The sequence below is a fragment of the Tardiphaga sp. 866_E4_N1_4 genome (assembly GCF_052076075.1).
Lineage (GTDB): Bacteria > Pseudomonadota > Alphaproteobacteria > Rhizobiales > Xanthobacteraceae > Tardiphaga > Tardiphaga robiniae.
On sequence record NZ_CP197242.1, the window covers coordinates 1,108,595 to 1,124,831 of the forward strand.

14 protein-coding genes are annotated in these 16,237 nt (G+C 59.5%); 5 read left to right on the forward strand and 9 right to left on the reverse strand.

Annotation, left to right across the window (positions count from 1 at the left end; genetic code table 11):
* Positions 1 to 44: 44 nt before the first annotated feature.
* Positions 45 to 1,292: an adenylate/guanylate cyclase domain-containing protein gene (locus AB8B20_RS05560; RefSeq protein WP_439071920.1), complete on the reverse strand. Its 1,248-nt coding sequence runs from the start codon at positions 1,290 to 1,292 to the stop codon at positions 45 to 47.
* Between the two features lie 55 nt (positions 1,293 to 1,347).
* Positions 1,348 to 2,643 (reverse strand): sensor histidine kinase, encoded by a 1,296-nt coding sequence (locus AB8B20_RS05565; RefSeq protein WP_439073032.1) that lies wholly within the window; start codon positions 2,641 to 2,643, stop codon positions 1,348 to 1,350.
* Here AB8B20_RS05565 and AB8B20_RS05570 point away from each other — a divergent pair.
* Positions 2,569 to 2,772 carry a hypothetical protein gene (locus AB8B20_RS05570; RefSeq protein WP_439073085.1) on the forward strand — a complete coding sequence of 68 codons (204 nt, stop codon included), beginning with the start codon at positions 2,569 to 2,571 and terminating at the stop codon, positions 2,770 to 2,772. The two genes, AB8B20_RS05565 and AB8B20_RS05570, sit on opposite strands and share 75 nt — an antisense overlap.
* Positions 2,773 to 3,063: 291 nt before the next feature.
* On the opposite strand, the gene AB8B20_RS05575 is transcribed toward AB8B20_RS05570, so the two are convergent.
* Both AB8B20_RS05575 and AB8B20_RS05580 read right to left on the reverse strand, forming a co-directional pair.
* Complete coding sequence (locus tag AB8B20_RS05575) at positions 3,064 to 4,017, reverse strand: MBL fold metallo-hydrolase (protein WP_439071921.1); 954 nt, start codon at positions 4,015 to 4,017, stop codon at positions 3,064 to 3,066.
* A 120-nt stretch (positions 4,018 to 4,137) separates the two neighbouring features.
* Complete coding sequence (locus tag AB8B20_RS05580) at positions 4,138 to 5,001, reverse strand: alpha/beta fold hydrolase (protein WP_439073033.1); 864 nt, start codon at positions 4,999 to 5,001, stop codon at positions 4,138 to 4,140.
* A gap of 433 nt (positions 5,002 to 5,434) precedes the next feature.
* Between AB8B20_RS05580 and AB8B20_RS05585 the strand changes: the two genes are divergently transcribed.
* The 4 genes from AB8B20_RS05585 (at position 5,435) to AB8B20_RS05600 (ending at position 9,388) form a co-directional block, all read left to right on the forward strand.
* Positions 5,435 to 6,352 carry an MBL fold metallo-hydrolase gene (locus tag AB8B20_RS05585; protein ID WP_439071922.1) on the forward strand — a complete coding sequence of 306 codons (918 nt, stop codon included), beginning with the start codon at positions 5,435 to 5,437 and terminating at the stop codon, positions 6,350 to 6,352.
* Positions 6,353 to 6,427: 75 nt separating this feature from the next.
* Complete coding sequence (locus tag AB8B20_RS05590; RefSeq protein WP_439071923.1) at positions 6,428 to 7,420, forward strand: mechanosensitive ion channel family protein; 993 nt, start codon at positions 6,428 to 6,430, stop codon at positions 7,418 to 7,420.
* Positions 7,421 to 7,716: 296 nt separating this feature from the next.
* Entirely contained in the window at positions 7,717 to 8,307 is a 591-nt protein-coding gene (locus AB8B20_RS05595; RefSeq protein WP_441253320.1) for an alpha-ketoglutarate-dependent dioxygenase AlkB, read from the forward strand.
* A gap of 757 nt (positions 8,308 to 9,064) precedes the next feature.
* Positions 9,065 to 9,388: a hypothetical protein gene (locus AB8B20_RS05600; protein ID WP_439071925.1), complete on the forward strand. Its 324-nt coding sequence runs from the start codon at positions 9,065 to 9,067 to the stop codon at positions 9,386 to 9,388.
* Positions 9,389 to 9,910: 522 nt separating this feature from the next.
* Here AB8B20_RS05600 and AB8B20_RS05605 read toward each other — a convergent pair.
* The 5 genes from AB8B20_RS05605 to AB8B20_RS05625 form a co-directional block, all read right to left on the reverse strand.
* Positions 9,911 to 10,864, reverse strand: coding sequence for an alpha/beta hydrolase (locus AB8B20_RS05605; protein ID WP_439071926.1), 954 nt, complete (start codon positions 10,862 to 10,864; stop codon positions 9,911 to 9,913).
* A 164-nt stretch (positions 10,865 to 11,028) separates the two neighbouring features.
* Positions 11,029 to 12,681: a hypothetical protein gene (locus AB8B20_RS05610; protein WP_439071927.1), complete on the reverse strand. Its 1,653-nt coding sequence runs from the start codon at positions 12,679 to 12,681 to the stop codon at positions 11,029 to 11,031.
* Positions 12,682 to 13,171: 490 nt separating this feature from the next.
* Positions 13,172 to 14,827 (reverse strand): acetolactate synthase large subunit, encoded by a 1,656-nt coding sequence (locus AB8B20_RS05615; RefSeq protein ID WP_439073034.1) that lies wholly within the window; start codon positions 14,825 to 14,827, stop codon positions 13,172 to 13,174.
* A 149-nt stretch (positions 14,828 to 14,976) separates the two neighbouring features.
* Positions 14,977 to 15,807 carry an alpha/beta fold hydrolase gene (locus AB8B20_RS05620; RefSeq protein ID WP_439071928.1) on the reverse strand — a complete coding sequence of 277 codons (831 nt, stop codon included), beginning with the start codon at positions 15,805 to 15,807 and terminating at the stop codon, positions 14,977 to 14,979.
* A 255-nt stretch (positions 15,808 to 16,062) separates the two neighbouring features.
* Positions 16,063 to 16,203, reverse strand: a complete 141-nt coding sequence (locus AB8B20_RS05625; RefSeq protein WP_309946277.1) for a helix-turn-helix domain-containing protein — start codon at positions 16,201 to 16,203, stop codon at positions 16,063 to 16,065.
* Positions 16,204 to 16,237: the final 34 nt, after the last annotated feature.

Consider the following 16,237-nt stretch of genomic DNA (forward strand, 5'->3'; position numbering starts at 1 on the left):
TGCACGATCAAGCGTCGCGCAAAGCGCGAGATCCCGGAGGGCGGTCACTCCAATCTGATCGTCGCACCGCTCGCACCGTTGAGCAGTCTTCGTAGATGAAAATTCGCTAGGGGATCGTCGTGATGGGCGCCGACGAGTGCCGCAAATGCTGGCAGTGACGCGGCGTTCCCCGCTTCAAGCAAGCGGAACGCGGTTGCATATTCCGCCGTGGCCGGATCGTCAAACTGGCCAGGTGAAAGCGGCTCATGCGTCCGCAGTGCCTCGCGCCGACCGCGCAGAACGAGATCGCCGATCGGCCGCCCCCGAAATACGCCAGCGGCCTTCACCGCAGCATCGCTTACGCAGATCCGCGTGCCTAGAGGCTTATTCGCAGCCTCGAGTCTGGCGGCTGTATTGATCGTATCGCCATAAGCCGTGTAGTCGAAGAAACGGTCGCCGCCGAAATTGCCGACTAGTGCTGCCCCGGCGTGAACGCCGATGCGTGTCGCACCGAAATCCACGCCTTTTCGCCTCCATCGCTCACGAAAGGACTCAGCCCAATCATCCAATGTCCCGGCACAGGCAATGGCACGTGAGGCGTAGTCCGGCTGGTCTCCCGGCGCATTGAAAAGAACCTGGATCGCGTCGCCGATCACCTTGGCCACCGTTCCCTGATGGTCGAAGACCACATCGGTCACCCCGCCGACATATTCATTGAGCAGCTTCGCCAGTTGCTCCGGTGCGACCATTTCGACGAGTGACGTGAAGCCGGTGATGTCGGTGAAGATGACCCCGACCTCGCGCCAGTGAACCGCCATTTCATCATCACTTCCATCGACGAGGCGCTTGGCGAGTTCGGGAGAGAAGTAGCGGGAGAGCGAGGCGTGCGCGCGCTCCGCATCCGTCTGCCGACGGTGCGCCTCGCGCTGACCTTCCACATGGCGAAGTGTCTTCAGGATCGTAGCTTCCAGATCGGAAAAATCGATCGGCTTCGTCAGGAAGTCGAACGCTCCGCGATTCATGGCGGTACGGATATTGGTCATATCGCCATAGGCCGAAACGATGATCGCCGATTTTCGATCATCCCGTTGCTGCAGCGTATCCAGCAGCGACAGCCCGTCCATGCGCGGCATGTTGATGTCGAGCACGACGAGATCGACATGGGGATGGCGATCGATTGCATCGAGCGCCTCTAAGCCATCGCGGGCAAACAGGAAGTCGATCAGGCCTTCCCGCCGTTGGCGGCGAAACTTCCGTAGGACGAGCGTTTCCAGATCGGGCTCATCATCAACCATCAGCACTGTAGCGGTCATGCGGCCACTCCGGATCCCGCAGGCAAGTCGAGTTCTATCGCAGGTGTCGTCAACGTCACGATTTATCTCTCCGGGCCACGCTACCGCGCGGCAATGTGAGTATGAATTCCGTGAATGCGCCTGGCTCTGTATCAACATCGATACGGCCGCCGTGTTGCTTCACCACGGTATCGTAGCTCATTGACAGCCCGAGCCCGGTCCCCTCTCCCGGAGGCTTGGTCGTGAAGAAGGGATCGAATATCTTCTCCTTGATGTCGGGTGGCATACCGATGCCATTGTCGCGGATGCGAATTTCGACGGATTCGCTAAGGTTGCGCGTCCGCGCGCTCAAGGTTGGCTCGAAGCCGGGGCCGCGTTCGGCAAGACGCTCGCTCACGGCGTAAAAGCCGTTCGAGATCAGGTTCAGCAGCACGCGGGTGATCTCTTGCGGAAAAATATGGATTGAGCCGACTGCAGGATCGTAGTCGCGCTCAAAGGTGACTGCGAGCTGCGGGCGCTCCGCGCGGGCTCCATGATAGGCCAGCGCGAGGCTTTCATCGACCAGCGCGTTGAGATCGGTTAGGCGATGCTCGCCACCGCCACCTCGTGAATGCAGCAGCATGTTTTTGACAATGGAATCGGCGCGTCTTCCGTGCTGCACAATCCGTTGCAGATTGTCCTTGAGCAGGCCACTCAGTTCATCGAGATCCAGGCGAGCGCCATCGGGGACGTCAATGCCCGCCAGCACGTCGCCAAGCTCGTCCGTCAATTCGACGGATAGCGAAGCGAAATTGTTGACGAAGTTCAGGGGATTCTTGATTTCGTGCGCGATGCCTGCGGTGAGCTGTCCAAGCGAGGTCAGCTTTTCAGTTTGCACCAGGCGGTCCTGCGCGGCGCGCAGATCGTCGAGCGATTTCGACAACTGCGTTGTCCGCGCCTGAAGCTCCTTGAATAGCCGGACATTCTCCACGGCTATCACGGCCTGATCAGCAAAGGTCTTCAGGAGTTCGATCTGGCTTTCAGTGAACGCGCCCGGTTCGGCACGCGAGACACCGATCGTCCCTATCGCGGTGCCTTCGCGCAGCATGGGCACGACGATAATGCTGCGATAACCTCGCGCACGAGCCATGTCCTTAACGGCCTTGGGAACACTGTTTTCGGTTTCGACATCGAAGCGAAACGCGATCGTTGCCGTGGCCGCGGCCCGACTATGGATCCCGCTGGCTGTCAGCGCTGCGGGAAACGACACACGAATCTCATCATCGCCGTCGGGGCTCCCCGCTGTGCATGCCGCCAAATGCAGCATATCGCCGATCACACGGGTGACGAGGGCCGACTGACCGCCGAGCAGCCGTTGTGCGCTTCCCGAGATGACGTCGAATACCGGCTGCGCATCCGTTGTGGATCGGGCGATGACATTGAGAATTTCGGACGTCGCAGCCTGCCTTTCGAGCGCCATCGCCAGCTCAAGCCGCAGACGCGCCGTGTCGAAGCTGCATGACCGCGATTCATTGCCCGTACATTGGCCGCTCGTCATGTGGCGTTACGTCTGTTGAGATCGATCAAGTCGAAGGGAAATGCCATGCGCCGATCGATCGCGGTTATGCCAGCCCCGGGCCACCATCGACACCGGTCACCTACCCGGTCATCCATTCAACAAGGTCGCCGGTGAGCCGGACGAGCCACGCCGCGACGTCGTCGAGGTTCGCGCACGGTTTGGCGTTTCATCGACGTAGCTCCTTATGGTTCTGATGTGAGCAGGGCCACGCCTGTGGCCCTGCTTCGACATCTGTCAGTAATCCCACCAGGTCGGGACCCAACGATAAAGGTCGTCGGCGACCGCTACCCGGCCGATCGACGGGAACGGCATGTGGGTGGCTACCAGCCATGAGCCGGTCTCCGACAGCTCCCGCATGAGCCGGAGACGGACACGAGTCGCCTCCTCGGGATCGTGTTCGAAGCCGTTGTGCCATTCGGGGTGATCGAACGAGACGGGGAATATCGCGTCGCCGGCGAACATCAGCCGATCGCCGTTGGACTCGAGGCGGACCACGCTGTGCCCGGGGGTGTGACCGCCCGTGCGCGTGACCACCACGCCCGGCGCCACCTCGCCGTCTTCCTCGAACGGCAGCAATTGGTTGCGGTATTCGCCCAGGAACCGCTTGGCCGCACTCCGGGCCAGGTCGGCGAGCACCGGCGGCATGCCGGTGCGGGAGAAATCCGGCGCCGCCCAGAACTTGACCTCGGCGGCGGCCACGTGGATTCGTAAGTCCGGACGCAGCTGCTCCTTCACCCCGTCGACGAGCAGTCCGCCAACGTGGTCAAAGTGCATGTGGGTTAGCACAACGTCGGTCACCGACCCAAGATCGATGCCGGCATTCTTCAGCCGCAGGCCCAACTGCCCGGCCCGCGGAAAGTCCGGGTATTCCATTCCTAGTCCGCTGTCGATGAGGATGGTTTGGTCGCCGCTACGCACCACGACCTCGTTCAGCGCCCAATCGAACGCATCCCGCGACAGGAACCTGTCGTCCAGCCAGGCCGCCCGGGCTGCCGGGTCAGCGTTTGTGGCCATTGACTCGGCTGGCGGCGTGAGCACGCCATCGCTGATCACCAGCACTTCAATCTCGCCGACTCGCAGCGCATAGCGTGATGGCACCAAGTCGTCGGGCACTGTTCGGCCCTGTTGAGAGGTGTTGCTCGAGTTCTTATTGGATTCCCGCAGGGGGGCGTGATTCATCTGCTTCATCTTTGATATCTCCTGCCTCTATGTGGCGTTGGATTTGACTTCGTCGTCCGAGGACCGCGCTTCCGAAGCGGGAGCCTCTCTTCGTTTATCGATCAGAGATTGGTGCTACAGGCGCCGCGACTAGGCGGAGATGAACTTCAGAATGTCGGCATTGACGATGTCGGCATGCGTCGTGCAGAGCCCGTGAGGCAGACCGTCATAGATTTTCAGAACGCTGTGCTTGAGGAGTTTTGCCGAGAGTGGCGCGGAATCCGCAACAGGTACGATCTGATCCTCGCTGCCATGGAGAATTAGCGTAGGGACCGTGATGGTCTTCAGGTCATCGCTGAAATCTGTCTCGGAGAATGCCTTGATACACTCGTAATGGGCCTTGGCGCTGCCCATCATGCCCTGCCGCCACCAGTTCCAGATCACCGCCTGCGACGGTTTGGCGCCCGGCCGATTGTAGCCATAGAAGGGGCCACTCGCGAATTCCAGATAGAACCGGGATCGGCTTGCTGCGAGCTGCTGCCGCAGGCCATCGAACACCTCGATCGGCAGACCGCCCGGATTGGCTTTTGTCTTCACCATCAATGGCGGCACCGCACCGATCAGCACCAGCCTGGCAACACGACCGTGGCCGAACCGCGCGACATAGCGTGCCGCTTCACCTCCACCGGTGGAATGGCCGATATGGATGGCATTGCGCAGATCGAGATGGGAGGCGAGCGCCGCGACGTCGGCCGCATAGTGATCCATGTCCTGACCGTCGATAGCCTGACTGGAACGGCCATGGCCGCGACGATCGTGGGCGATCACACGATAGCCTTTGCTCAGAAAAAAGAGCATCTGGTTCTCCCAGTCGTCGGACGACAGCGGCCAGCCATGATGAAACACAATTGGCTGCGCGGATTTTGCGCCCCAGTCTCGATAAAAGATCTGCGCGCCATCATTCGTTGCGATCGAAGACGTCAGATCCGCCGTGTCTTTCGTATGAGCAAGCATGTCTGTTTCCTTTCCTGCCGCCGCGGAGGAGCGGACGGTCATCGATGCCGCATAGAGCAGCGTGGTGGCGAGCAGCTTCCGCCGCGACAATCTTGCAAGACGGCTCATCGAGCTCTTCCAGGTCATTCGTTCGTCTCCGTTTGAGTGAGAGAAACCAGACGCACGCAGTGCGTGAACGCCCCGAACATGATGCGGTCTGCAGCGCGGCGGTATCGTTCTGCGGATCAGCGCGGCTGGCGCTACGAATAGTTCGACCTGTTCTTCGGGATAGGTTCGGCAGCGCCATGCCGCGCCCTAAACCCCTCGCTATCTGGAGCGAGCAACCTATTCCGAGGTATTGCCGATCCTATTCGCCAGACCAATCGATCATGGATACCGCCCGGCATAGCGTCACCGGCGCCGCGACCTGCGCGGCGATCAACAGGAGATAAACATGAGCCCAGATGTTGCTTCGCGCCCGGTTCGGACGGAGCCAGAAGAGCTGGTCCCGTCGCGCTACGCAGTGAAGATCGGCGAGATTGACGTGCTGGTGATCAGCGATGGAGTACTCCCGCTTCCAACCACCATGTTGGGCCATAATGCCGACCCGAAAGCCCGTGCTGCCTGGATGCACCACATGTTCCTGCCGCCGGACGCTTTCGATTGGGCGCTCAATGCAGTCGTGGTCCGTAGCGGCGGCAAGACCATCCTCATCGACGCAGGCTTGGGATCGGACCCCGATTTGAACCTGCCGCGAGCCGGACAGTTGATCAAGCGAGTGGAGAGCGCCGGCATCAATCTCGCGTCGGTCACCGACATTGTGCTGACGCACATGCACATGGATCACATTGGCGGCCTGCTCGTCCCCGGTATCAAGGATCGGCTTCCCCCCGAAGTACAAATCCATGTCGCCGCAGCCGAGGTCAGTTTTTGGGACGCGCCGGATTTCTCCCACACGGCCATGCCACCGGGCTTCCCGGATGCACTGCGGGCAACTGCCAAGCGGTTCGTCAAGGAGTATCACAACCAGCTAACGCAATTTGACGAGGAATACGAAGTCGCCCCGGGTGTGATCGTCCGTCGCACCGGTGGCCATACGCCCGGACACAGCATCGTCCGCGTGGCTTCAGGCAAAGACGCTCTCACCTTCGCCGGCGACGCCGTGTTTACGGTGGGATTCGATCATCCCGACTGGTTCAATGGCTTCGAACACGATCCCGAAGAGGCAGCCCGCGTTCGCACGCGCTTGTTAAAAGAGATCGCAGCCACCGAGGAGTTGCTGGTAGCCACGCACATGCCATTTCCGTCCGTCGGACGCGTGGCGATCGACGGGAATGTCTTTCGGTGGGTGCCGGTATACTGGGACTTCTGACCGCTGGATAACCGACATCCGCACGACGGCGGCCGGCCTGAATATGGCCGGCCCGAACGAGGCTTAGCTCCTGCCATGTTTGGCGATGATCATCTACTACCGCTCATCCTGCTCAACGTCCTCGGCATTGTCGGCATCTGCGTCTGGCATCTGCAGGGGCGCGGCCGCCCAACAAGCCGCCTGATCGTACAGATCCTGTTCTTCGCCAGCATGAGCCTAGTGCTCTTCATGGCAGGGATTCCTCCGAATAGGGCTGATGATATCCACACTCAGGACTTTGCCGTGCTGCTCGCAAAAATGGCTGGAGTTCTTTGGTGGACCCACCTCGCATGGACAGTAATCGGCTTCATCCACATCTATGTGAGGCTGAACCACAAACCGCGCGAAGCCCATCTGATTCAGGATATGGCCGTTGCCGTGATCTATCTCGGCGCAGTGCTCTCGATCATACGCTTTGTGTTCGGAATGCCGCTCGGCACCCTGGTGACGACCTCTGGCGTAGTCGCCGTCATCTTTGGTCTCGCGTTGCAGAACACGCTCGGAGACGTCTTCTCCGGCATCGCGCTAACGCTTGGCAGAGCCTATATGCTCGGCGACTGGATCCGATTGAGCGACGGCACCGAGGGTCGCGTCATCGAAACCAACTGGCGTTCAACCAATCTTCTCACCGGCGCCAACAACATCGTCGTATTGCCGAATAGCATTCTAGCACGCCAGGGCGTTACAAACCTTAGCCGTCCAGACGAAACGCACCTCATCGCTCTGAAAGTCCGCATAGCGACAGACAAAACCCCACGCTTCATCGAAGAGGAGTTGAAGTCCGTACTGGAAGCCAGCACTTGCATCGTCAGAGATCCAGCGCCGGTTGCTTCGCTGATGGCCATTGACGCAGTCGCTGTAGAGGCAGAGCTGCAGTTCCGGGTCGACAGCCTGACCATAGGAACAGCAGCTAAGAACGAAATTATCCATCTGCTCCATTGTAGGTGCAGAATGAATGGTTTTTCGCTGGCAATGCCTACGGGATTGTCTCCTTGCCAGGCATATTACAGGCCAGCAGAGAAGGACTAACTCCCCGTGGTTGACGCGCCATGGTCTCGGTATGCTAATGCTGCGAGGCTCGCCAACAAGAGTTTTTGCATCGAGATCGGCGGCCGAACCAAGTCGCATTTGCGATCATCGAGGGCACCAAGAGCGGTGCCCGCGAGCTCAAAGCCCGCTTTCCTCGGCTTCAGATCCAGATCTACAACGCCCGCAACAAGGACCGTCTGGACGTTCTGACAACCTGATCTAGAGACCGCAACGCCTTCATTTCGGCCTTCCCATCCCCATATTGATTGCGGTGCCGATTGGATCAGGAGCCGGTGGTGTCGGAGCAGTTCAGCCTATTCGCAGATGAAAGAGTTGACCGTCCCGCGGGACTCCGCCACGCTGACAACTTCATATCGCTCGACATCGAAAAAACGCTGATCCACGAGATCGCCGCCCTGCCCCTGACGCCGTTCCAGTTCGGCCAATACGAGGGCAAGCGCCGGATCGCCTCCTTCGGCTTCAGCTACGATTACACACTCGGCCGCCTGACCGCGGCCGCTCCCATTCCGGAATGGCTCAGCGACGTGATCCAGAACGTCGAAGCATTCGGCGGTCCGTCGACGCGGATCCAGCACGTGCTCTGCACCGAATACGATGTCGGAGTCGGTATCGGCTGGCACCGCGACAAACCGCATTTCGATCGCATCTTTGGACTTTCGCTGGGATCGAACTGCAAGCTGCGCTTCCGGAGATCTGCCTCTACCAAATGGGAGCGGTTCACGTTGGAGGCCAAAGCCCGCTCAATTTACATGATGTCCGGGTCCTCGCGCACGGAATGGGAGCACAGCATCTCAGCCGTTCCGAACAAGCGGTACTCGATCACGTTCCGGACGATGCAAGGGCCAATCGTCCTAGAGTCAATTTAGCTCCCGAGATGCTGCCGAATCTGCGAAACCACGACGGAGCCTTCCCCGACCGAGTCGGCCATCCACCCAATCCTCATCAAGCCGATTGCAGAATATCCGTCATGGGGCGCGCAAACGGCCTCGCCCCATCTTTTGGCGGGTTCAGGTAGCAACCTGAGCGACAACTTCCACAGTGGCGTGTGCCAATACTTGCGGAGCGGCCTTCGTCCATCGAATCGCTTCGGCCGGATTCGCCGTCATTAGCTCCAAATGCCATACCATCGGCGCCTTTCCTTCCGGCATAGGCGTCGTCACGCGGACCTTAGTGATTGGCATGTCTCCCCCGAATCTGTGGACGACGTAATTTTACGCTTGCTTCCGGACGATGACAAACCAGCTCGGCTTCAGGGGCAGCCGGATCCATAAATTCGACGATGCCACTGCCTAACTCGCCAAGACACGCCAGACTACGTCACCGATCGATGCAACGGTTGAGAGCCCTCTTGCCACCGAGTTTGTGACTACCGAGGACTGCGTGAATCCTGAGGCCCGCGCCAAGGCCACAAAGCCAGACAGTGTCACTCATCACTAAGCGAGGTGCGCGATTGGTGCGCGCCCATCCCGGGCTTACTGCCGCGCGAGAACAAGCCACACATAGCACTGCTAGACACCCGACCACGGCGCCGGAAACCGCCGACGGTTAACCGTCAATTAAGAACTGTGGAGGGTGATCTGGTGCGCATGGAATACACTGCGCTCGGGATGAGGAAGGCAGGTTATGTGGAAACAGCTCATTGTTTACGACCGCGCAAAAGGACGGGAACGCTTTGAGGCCATCGTCGCTGACTATGCGACCTGGACTATTTGGAAGCGCGCGTTTCTCATATTTTGTGTCGTCCTTGGCATCATTGTTTTACCATATGCCAACTACAGCAAGGGTGTGATGACCGTTGGATGGGATGCAATCGGACTGTCTCGCGAAGTGTCACTGGCTGAAGATCCACTACTCTTCCATAGCATTTTCGCTTTCGGCGAAATCCTTTTGCTCGTCTCCCTCTTCGGCCTAATTAAAATTCATCTCGCGTATAGAGCATCGCAATAGATGCCATCCTCGTAAATACTTTGAGGTATACAACGCCTTGACTCATGCTTGTCCCTACTCCTCACATCAGGGACATCATCATGCTTGAGCATCAGCTTGCGAATAAGCGTAGGCGTTATAGCCGCACAGATGCCTTCAACGGACAGTGATCGGACACAGCCAATAACGGATCGGGATGCCCCTCGGATGCCGGGCGTGTCCCACCCAGTCGGCCGATTGCTATCTTCGCGGACGATCCAGAAGGGGCAAGCTGCGAACTGACAAGCATCTGATCGAGGCCTATGGGGTTGCGGCAGCCCAAGGCCGTCCGCGCGCGTGAGAGGCTTCAACGCGTCTTGGTCGAAAAGCTCTTTCTTCGCGCGAGCGCACAGTTCCTTGGCGGCCGCGTTGACCGGACACTCCGGCTCGAGGAGAGTAGGGGCACTGCCGATATTGTTTCTTTACTGATGACCTTACCGCCGCGCGCGCCCCTCGCCGCTGACACAAAACCCGCGCGCAAACGTGTTTGGCTGTCCGTCGGCTTTAGAGTGGCTGCGGCCTATTCTGCTTAACGAAAACGGCAATTGTGTTGGCGACCCCTGGCGCGAGAGGCCGTTCTGAATCTCCGTAGGTTGCGAGGTTCGCGCCCATATCACTGGAGTTAACCTGTTTAAGGACGTGGTTGGTATCCGCAAGGAGCGCCAGCTGGGACGATGGATTGGCTGCATGAAGCGCTTGAGCATCAGCAATGCTGACTTGAATATCTCGTAGACCCTGTACGATCAGCATCGGGACCTTCGTTTGCTTGGCCAGCTTACTTGGGTCGAGAGACAACGAGCTGATCAGGAACCCTTGGACGTTCTCCGGAAACAGCGTTGCCAGCGGCGGAGGGATTTCCTCGTTCCGCGTACGACGTCCCGCGGCTAAAGCGTCAATGATCGTGTCGGCTTGGCGCAATAAAGGAACATTTGCCGGATTTGCTCTTAATTGTTCCTTGAGAACCTCGCCCATGGGGCGACCTACGGCGGAAACTAGCACCAGTCCGCAGATGTCGGTCTCGCGTTGAGCTGCGGCAAGTGCGATCAACCCGCCCTCGCTGTGTCCAAGGAGCCAGATGCACTTGGCCCCGGTTTCCTTCTTGGCAGCTTCGATCCACGAACGGGTGTCGGTTACGTATTCATCTATCGTAACTGAGTTCGCGTCGAGCGTCGCGTGTGTGCTGGCAAACATACCGCGCTTATCCGTTCGGATGGTTGTCACGCCTCTGGTCGCCAGCTCTTCGGCCAGCAACCGGTACGTTGCGGCTTTCACGCCAAGTGGATTGTTGCCGTCACGATCAGTTGGTCCAGAACCTGGGATTATGAGCACAACAGGTGCGGTCCGGTCGGACGCGCGGGTTATGGTGCCCATCAATGCGCCGATCGGTCCGGGGGCCGAAATTTCGCTCGTCATAGTCATTCCTGAAGCAATGGCGACCAGGTATGCGAGGATTGTCATTGTCTATCCTCGTTGTGAGAAACTCCAATGTACTCTCCACGGAGAAACTCGCGTTCTTCATCCATGGAAAGCCGTTCACAGATCAGGCGGCAGCGGGCAATGTGGGACCAGAACACCGGTTACGCAGCTCAAGGTGCCCGACGATCGGTGCTTTGCGGTAAGGATCAGCGGCAGCCAGCGCCCCTCTTAAGACCGGTTTCTTCAATCACCACACATGAATGTCCTGAATCGCCCTCCGGGTAAGGGACGCCGGTCGGGAGCAGGAACGTGACGGAATGAGCACCGGCCAAGCCGGCCGGAAATCGGGTCTTCTGTTTGACGATGTACTCACCGCCCTTGGCACGCACCAACGCACCGGACACGAGCAATTGCACCAGCCCGGCCTGTTGCGGCATCACCTCGTACTTCTGGGCCGGGACACTGCCGACCACGGCCTGTGGGTCGATATCCACGACGCCGCCGGGCGAGTATCTGAACAGGTCGCTCTTTGCATCGCTGTTCGGAGCGTTCGTGATGGTCTCGTTGGCGGGCCCAACAGGTTCGGCGTTTTTGTTCTTCTTCACTGAGACAATCGCGCCGGAGGGCGCGGCAAACGACCTGACATCGTAGGCGGCTGACGTCACCTCGGGGGCCTTGCCGGTCGCCGTTCGCACGGTACCGACGGACTGGAAAGATCCTGCGGATGGTGCCTCGTAGAAATATGGCAGACAGTTCGGCCGATTGAAGAACACTACGCGTTCCTTGCCGAGACCGGTCACGCCAGCAAGAGGCCGCCGCCCGGGTTCGCCTCTATTCGGCCCCGTGAACAGACTGGTCACGACGACCCGCTCGACGCGCTCGGTCGCGCCGGTGACCTGCCAGATGGTCGGAGCGTAGCTCGTCAAGACGACGTATACTGGATCCGCGCCGGTTTCGATGTTGACGCGCCCAGTATGGACGACATTGTCCTGCGATCCCAAGGTGACATTTGACAATGTCTCGGTCTCGTACGAACCGAATAGGACTACCTGCGCTTTCTCTGACGCCCTCGGCATCTCGCAGCCTGCTCGCTCGGCTCGTGTACGGTAGTCGCTCATCTCTTGTTGGGAAACGACGCCGTCACGGTCGGCATCAATCTGTTGGAACAATTCCGCGCCCATCGCCTCGTAGGCGGCAAAGGTGACGACGCCTGAGGAGGTCGCGTCGAGTTCGAGGAGCTGCTGCGCACGCGTGGACAAACCGCCGCTGTGGTTCGGCTTCATCGACTTGGCGGCTTCAATCAACGAGACTTTGCCGTCGTTGTCCGCGTCGAGAGACATGATGGCCCTAGTCCGCGATGCGATCTGACCGACGATCGCATCGCGGACCGATGGACTCGTATTCCCTCCGGCGAGCGGAGACGTCTGGGAGCGAAGTTCGTAGGATATGCCTCGTTGGATTTCGACCTCCGTGACGAAGCCGTCACCGTCGATATCGTATCGCATCGCCTGCTGGACAGCCTGCGCCCTGCTCTGACCTTCCTCCATGGCCTTGTGAAGTTGAACGTCACGTTGGGTAATCTCACCATCGGAATCGGCGTCGGTCGCTACGAAGAAAGCTCGGACTGCCTGGTCGTACGTCTGCTTGGTAGAACCCGATTGAACGTTCTGCAGGAGGGTCTGCTGCAGTGTCTTCCTGTCAATCGACGCGAAGAGAGACTGCTGAGACAACGCCGTTCCCGCGCCGAGTAGAGAAATGCCCAGACCCGCGGTCACGCCCGCGGCGCGCGAAACAACATGTAGTCGCATGTCCATCTCCGTTTGCTGAGTATGCGTAAGGTCTGCGAGCTGGCCGCTCAAGGAAGTTCCTCGGACTCATGATCGAGCGGTAAACAAATGCTTCCGCGATCTAGGACCTCAGAGCGAAATGAGTCCGGCCACGTCCGGCGAATCATGCCCATTTATGTGGCCAGGTCGGTCTTATTGGGGAATTGGCGTTTTCTTATGTGGGAAAGCCGTCCGAAATCATTGAGGAATTTCGGTTCTCTGATGAGAGACTTAGCGTTGCTAGACAAAGAACGCGGGCTCGTTATCGATTCTCCCTCGCGGGACTGTTTAGCCGTGGTCGCGATAATGGCGCGGAGGACCTCATTCGAAAAGCGTTTGGCGGAGGCGCTCGCAGTTAGAGGTCGTCATCGTGAAGATGGGCAACTTGGATGCCCCTTGGGCTCACCTAATTCGGCATGGCATCTGATCGCGATAATGCGCGAGAACCTGACCTGCCACTGCGCAGACGGCCGTCGATTACGACGGGGCATCGGCAATAGAGCAGCGTTAAGAGCAAAGCGCCCTAGTGCTGCATATCGGCCAGTTCCTCCACGAGCACGCGAACATTCTCGCTGTAGTCCACCGGCACCACCACGAGGTGGAGGCCACCAGCCGCGAAGGCCTTCTCCAGTGTCGGCGCCAGACCGTCCGCCTCGGTCACGCGATGACCCTGGGCACCGTAGGACTGCGCGTAGGCAACGAAATCCGGATTGCCGAACGTCATCCCCGCATCGGCGAAACCGTCGACGGCCTGCTTCCACCTGATCATCCCGTAGGCGTGATCCTCGATGACGAGCACGACGAGATCAAGCTTCAGACGCTGCGCGGTCTCCAGTTCCTGCGAATTCATCATAAAACCGCCGTCGCCGGCGACAACGAGCACACGGCGCTTCGGATTCAGCAACGCCGCCATCATGCCGGACGGAAGCCCCGCTCCCATCGTCGCAAGCGCATTGTCGAGCAGCAGCGTGTTGGCGACGTCCGTGCGGTAGTTACGCGCGAACCATATCTTGTACATCCCGTTGTCCAACGCGACGATGCCGTCGGGTGGCATGACCTGGCGGACGTCGTGGACGATCCGCTGCGGGGTCAGCGGAAAGCGGTCTTCGTTGGCACGGTCGCCGATGTGGCGCAGGATGTCCGCGCGCACGCCATCCCACCGCGTGGTCTGCTTGAGCTCCCCATCGAGCTCGGCCGCCAGCATGTCGAGACCTTTCGCAATGTCGCCGATAAGTTCAGCTTGCGGGTAGTAAACCTCCTCGACCGTCGCTGGCGTGAAGCCGATGTGAAGCACCTGATGGCGGCCACGCCCCATGATGAATGGCGGCTTTTCGATGGTGTCGTGGCCGATGGTGATGATCAGGTCGGCGCAGTCGATCGCGCGATGGACGTAGTCGCGTTCACTCAGCGCCGCCGTGCCGACATAGTAGTCGGACGCCCCGCCGACGGCCCCCTTCCCCATCTGCGTGTTGAAGAATGGGATCTTCACGCGGCGGACGAATTCAGAGAGCGCGGGCGCCAGCCTGGGCCTGCTGGCACTGGCACCGAACATGAGCAACGGGCATTTCGCCGAGAGGATGAGCTCGGCCGCCTTCCGGACGGCGTCCGTCGAGGGCGCCGGGAGATCGGTCGGGTGGACCGGAACGACCGAAACGCCGGACACCTTCTCCGCCGCGACATCTTCCGGAAGCTCCAGGTGCACGGGTCCAGGACGCTCCTCCATCGCAATCCGGAAAGCGTTCCGGACGACGGTTGCGATGGAAGACGCACTTACGATCTGCTGCGACAATTTCGTGAGCGGCTTCATGCTCGCGACGACATCCACGATCTGGAAGTGCGCCTGCCGGCTGGCGTGGATCGCCTTCTGGCCAGTGATCAGGACCATCGGCATACCTCCCAGGAGCCCATAGGCAGCCCCTGTCGAGAGATTCAGGGCTCCGGGCCCCAAAGTGCTGAGGGCGACACCAGGCCTCCCTGTGAGGCGCCCGTGGGTCGCTGCCATGAAGGCGGCGGGCTGCTCGTGACGCGTGACAACCAGTTCGATGGAAGACTTGCGCAAGCTCTCGACGACGTCGAGGTTCTCCTCGCCGGGGACGCCAAAGATGCGGTCGACGCCCTCGTTTTCGAGGGCCGCCACTAGCAGATCGGAGCCTTTCATTTCCCGGTCCTCGTTGTTCATCGTCAAGCTCCTCCATTTGCCCAGTACCGTATCAGACAAACAGGCCCATTTAATGAAACGTTTGGTGGAACAGACGCGCGTCACCGTTGCCGCACTTTGAGAGCGACTGAGCTTAGCTTTCGGTGACGCGGTCGCGTGAAGCGAAAAATCTACGCCATTATGAAGGACAAAATCTCGGCATTGATGATGTCGGCGTGGGTCGTGCACATACCGTGAGGTAGCTTCTCGTAGATTTTGAGTGTGCTGTTTTTCAGAAGTTTCGCGGACAGAAGAGCGGAATCCGCGATAGGGACGATCTGATCATCGTCGCCGTGCAGGACGAGCGTTGGCACAGCGATGCTCTTCAGGTCCTCGCTGAAATCCGTCTCCGAGAAGGCCTTGATGCCGTCGTGGTGCGCTTTTGCGCTGCCCATCATGCCTTGGCGCCACCAGTTTTGAATGATCGCCTGCGACGGTTCTGCTCCAGGACGATTGTATCCGTAGAACGGACCGCCCGAGAAATCGAGGTAGAACTGCGACCTGTTGGCTGCAAGCTGGCTGCGCAGGTTATCGAACGCCTCGATGGGCAAGCCTCCGGGATTGGCAGCGGTTTTCAGCATCAACGGCGGCACTGCGCCGATGATCACGAGCTTGGCTACGCGGCCCTTACCGTGACGAGCGACGTACCGTGTCGCTTCGCCGCCGCCGGTTGAATGTCCGATGTGAATCGCATTGCGCAGATCGAGATGTTCGACCAACGCAGCGACATCGGCCGCGTAGTGATCCATATCGTGGCCGTCGCTTACCTGGCTCGATCGACCGTGACCGCGTCGATCATGGGCGATGACGCGGAAGCCTTTGCCGACGAAGTACAGCATCTGGTTATCCCAGTCATCTGAGCTCAACGGCCAACCATGATGGAAGACGATCGGTTGGGCCGATTTCGTGCCCCAGTCCTTGTAGAAAATCTGTACGCCGTCCTTGGTGGTGATGGATGTCATGGGATCGTTCCTCTGCGTTGGATATATGGGGGGTATTGTTTGGATGCCGGCGGCCGACGTGAAGTTGACGACTAGCGAAATCGCATACGTAAGCGTGGTCGCAAGCACCCTCCGTCCGGAAGCATTCGCAAGCCCACTGACGACGCGTTTCGAGTTCATCGTTCGTCTCCTGTCGTTGACGTGGCAGGATGATTTCTAGTGAAGCAGGCGTCCTTCTGCGCCAGAGCGATTGCTCGACCTGCAGAGCGATTGCCGTCAGACAACGCGTCGGCGCCAATCGGTCGGAGTTTCGCCCGTCAGCTTCCGGAACGCCGGGGCGAACGCGGTTTGGGACGAATAGCCCAGCGCTGCAGCGATGGCGCCCGGAGACCGCGAGGACGAAGTAATTGGTCGGATGGTGCCGGAGAGATCGAACTGCCGACCTCCGGTT

What these genes read in the sequence shown, in the direction of transcription:
- AB8B20_RS05560 (WP_439071920.1), bottom strand. Translation starts at nt 1,292, where the DNA reads ATGACCGCTACAGTGCTGATGGTTGATGATGAGCCCGATCTGGAAACG.
- AB8B20_RS05570 (WP_439073085.1), top strand. Translation starts at nt 2,569, where the DNA reads ATGCAGCATATCGCCGATCACACGGGTGACGAGGGCCGACTGACCGCC.
- AB8B20_RS05575 (WP_439071921.1), bottom strand. Translation starts at nt 4,017, where the DNA reads ATGAAGCAGATGAATCACGCCCCCCTGCGGGAATCCAATAAGAACTCG.
- AB8B20_RS05580 (WP_439073033.1), bottom strand. Translation starts at nt 5,001, where the DNA reads ATGCTTGCTCATACGAAAGACACGGCGGATCTGACGTCTTCGATCGCA.
- AB8B20_RS05585 (WP_439071922.1), top strand. Translation starts at nt 5,435, where the DNA reads ATGAGCCCAGATGTTGCTTCGCGCCCGGTTCGGACGGAGCCAGAAGAG.
- AB8B20_RS05590 (WP_439071923.1), top strand. Translation starts at nt 6,428, where the DNA reads ATGTTTGGCGATGATCATCTACTACCGCTCATCCTGCTCAACGTCCTC.
- AB8B20_RS05600 (WP_439071925.1), top strand. Translation starts at nt 9,065, where the DNA reads ATGTGGAAACAGCTCATTGTTTACGACCGCGCAAAAGGACGGGAACGC.
- AB8B20_RS05605 (WP_439071926.1), bottom strand. Translation starts at nt 10,864, where the DNA reads ATGACAATCCTCGCATACCTGGTCGCCATTGCTTCAGGAATGACTATG.
- AB8B20_RS05615 (WP_439073034.1), bottom strand. Translation starts at nt 14,827, where the DNA reads ATGAACAACGAGGACCGGGAAATGAAAGGCTCCGATCTGCTAGTGGCG.
- AB8B20_RS05620 (WP_439071928.1), bottom strand. Translation starts at nt 15,807, where the DNA reads ATGACATCCATCACCACCAAGGACGGCGTACAGATTTTCTACAAGGAC.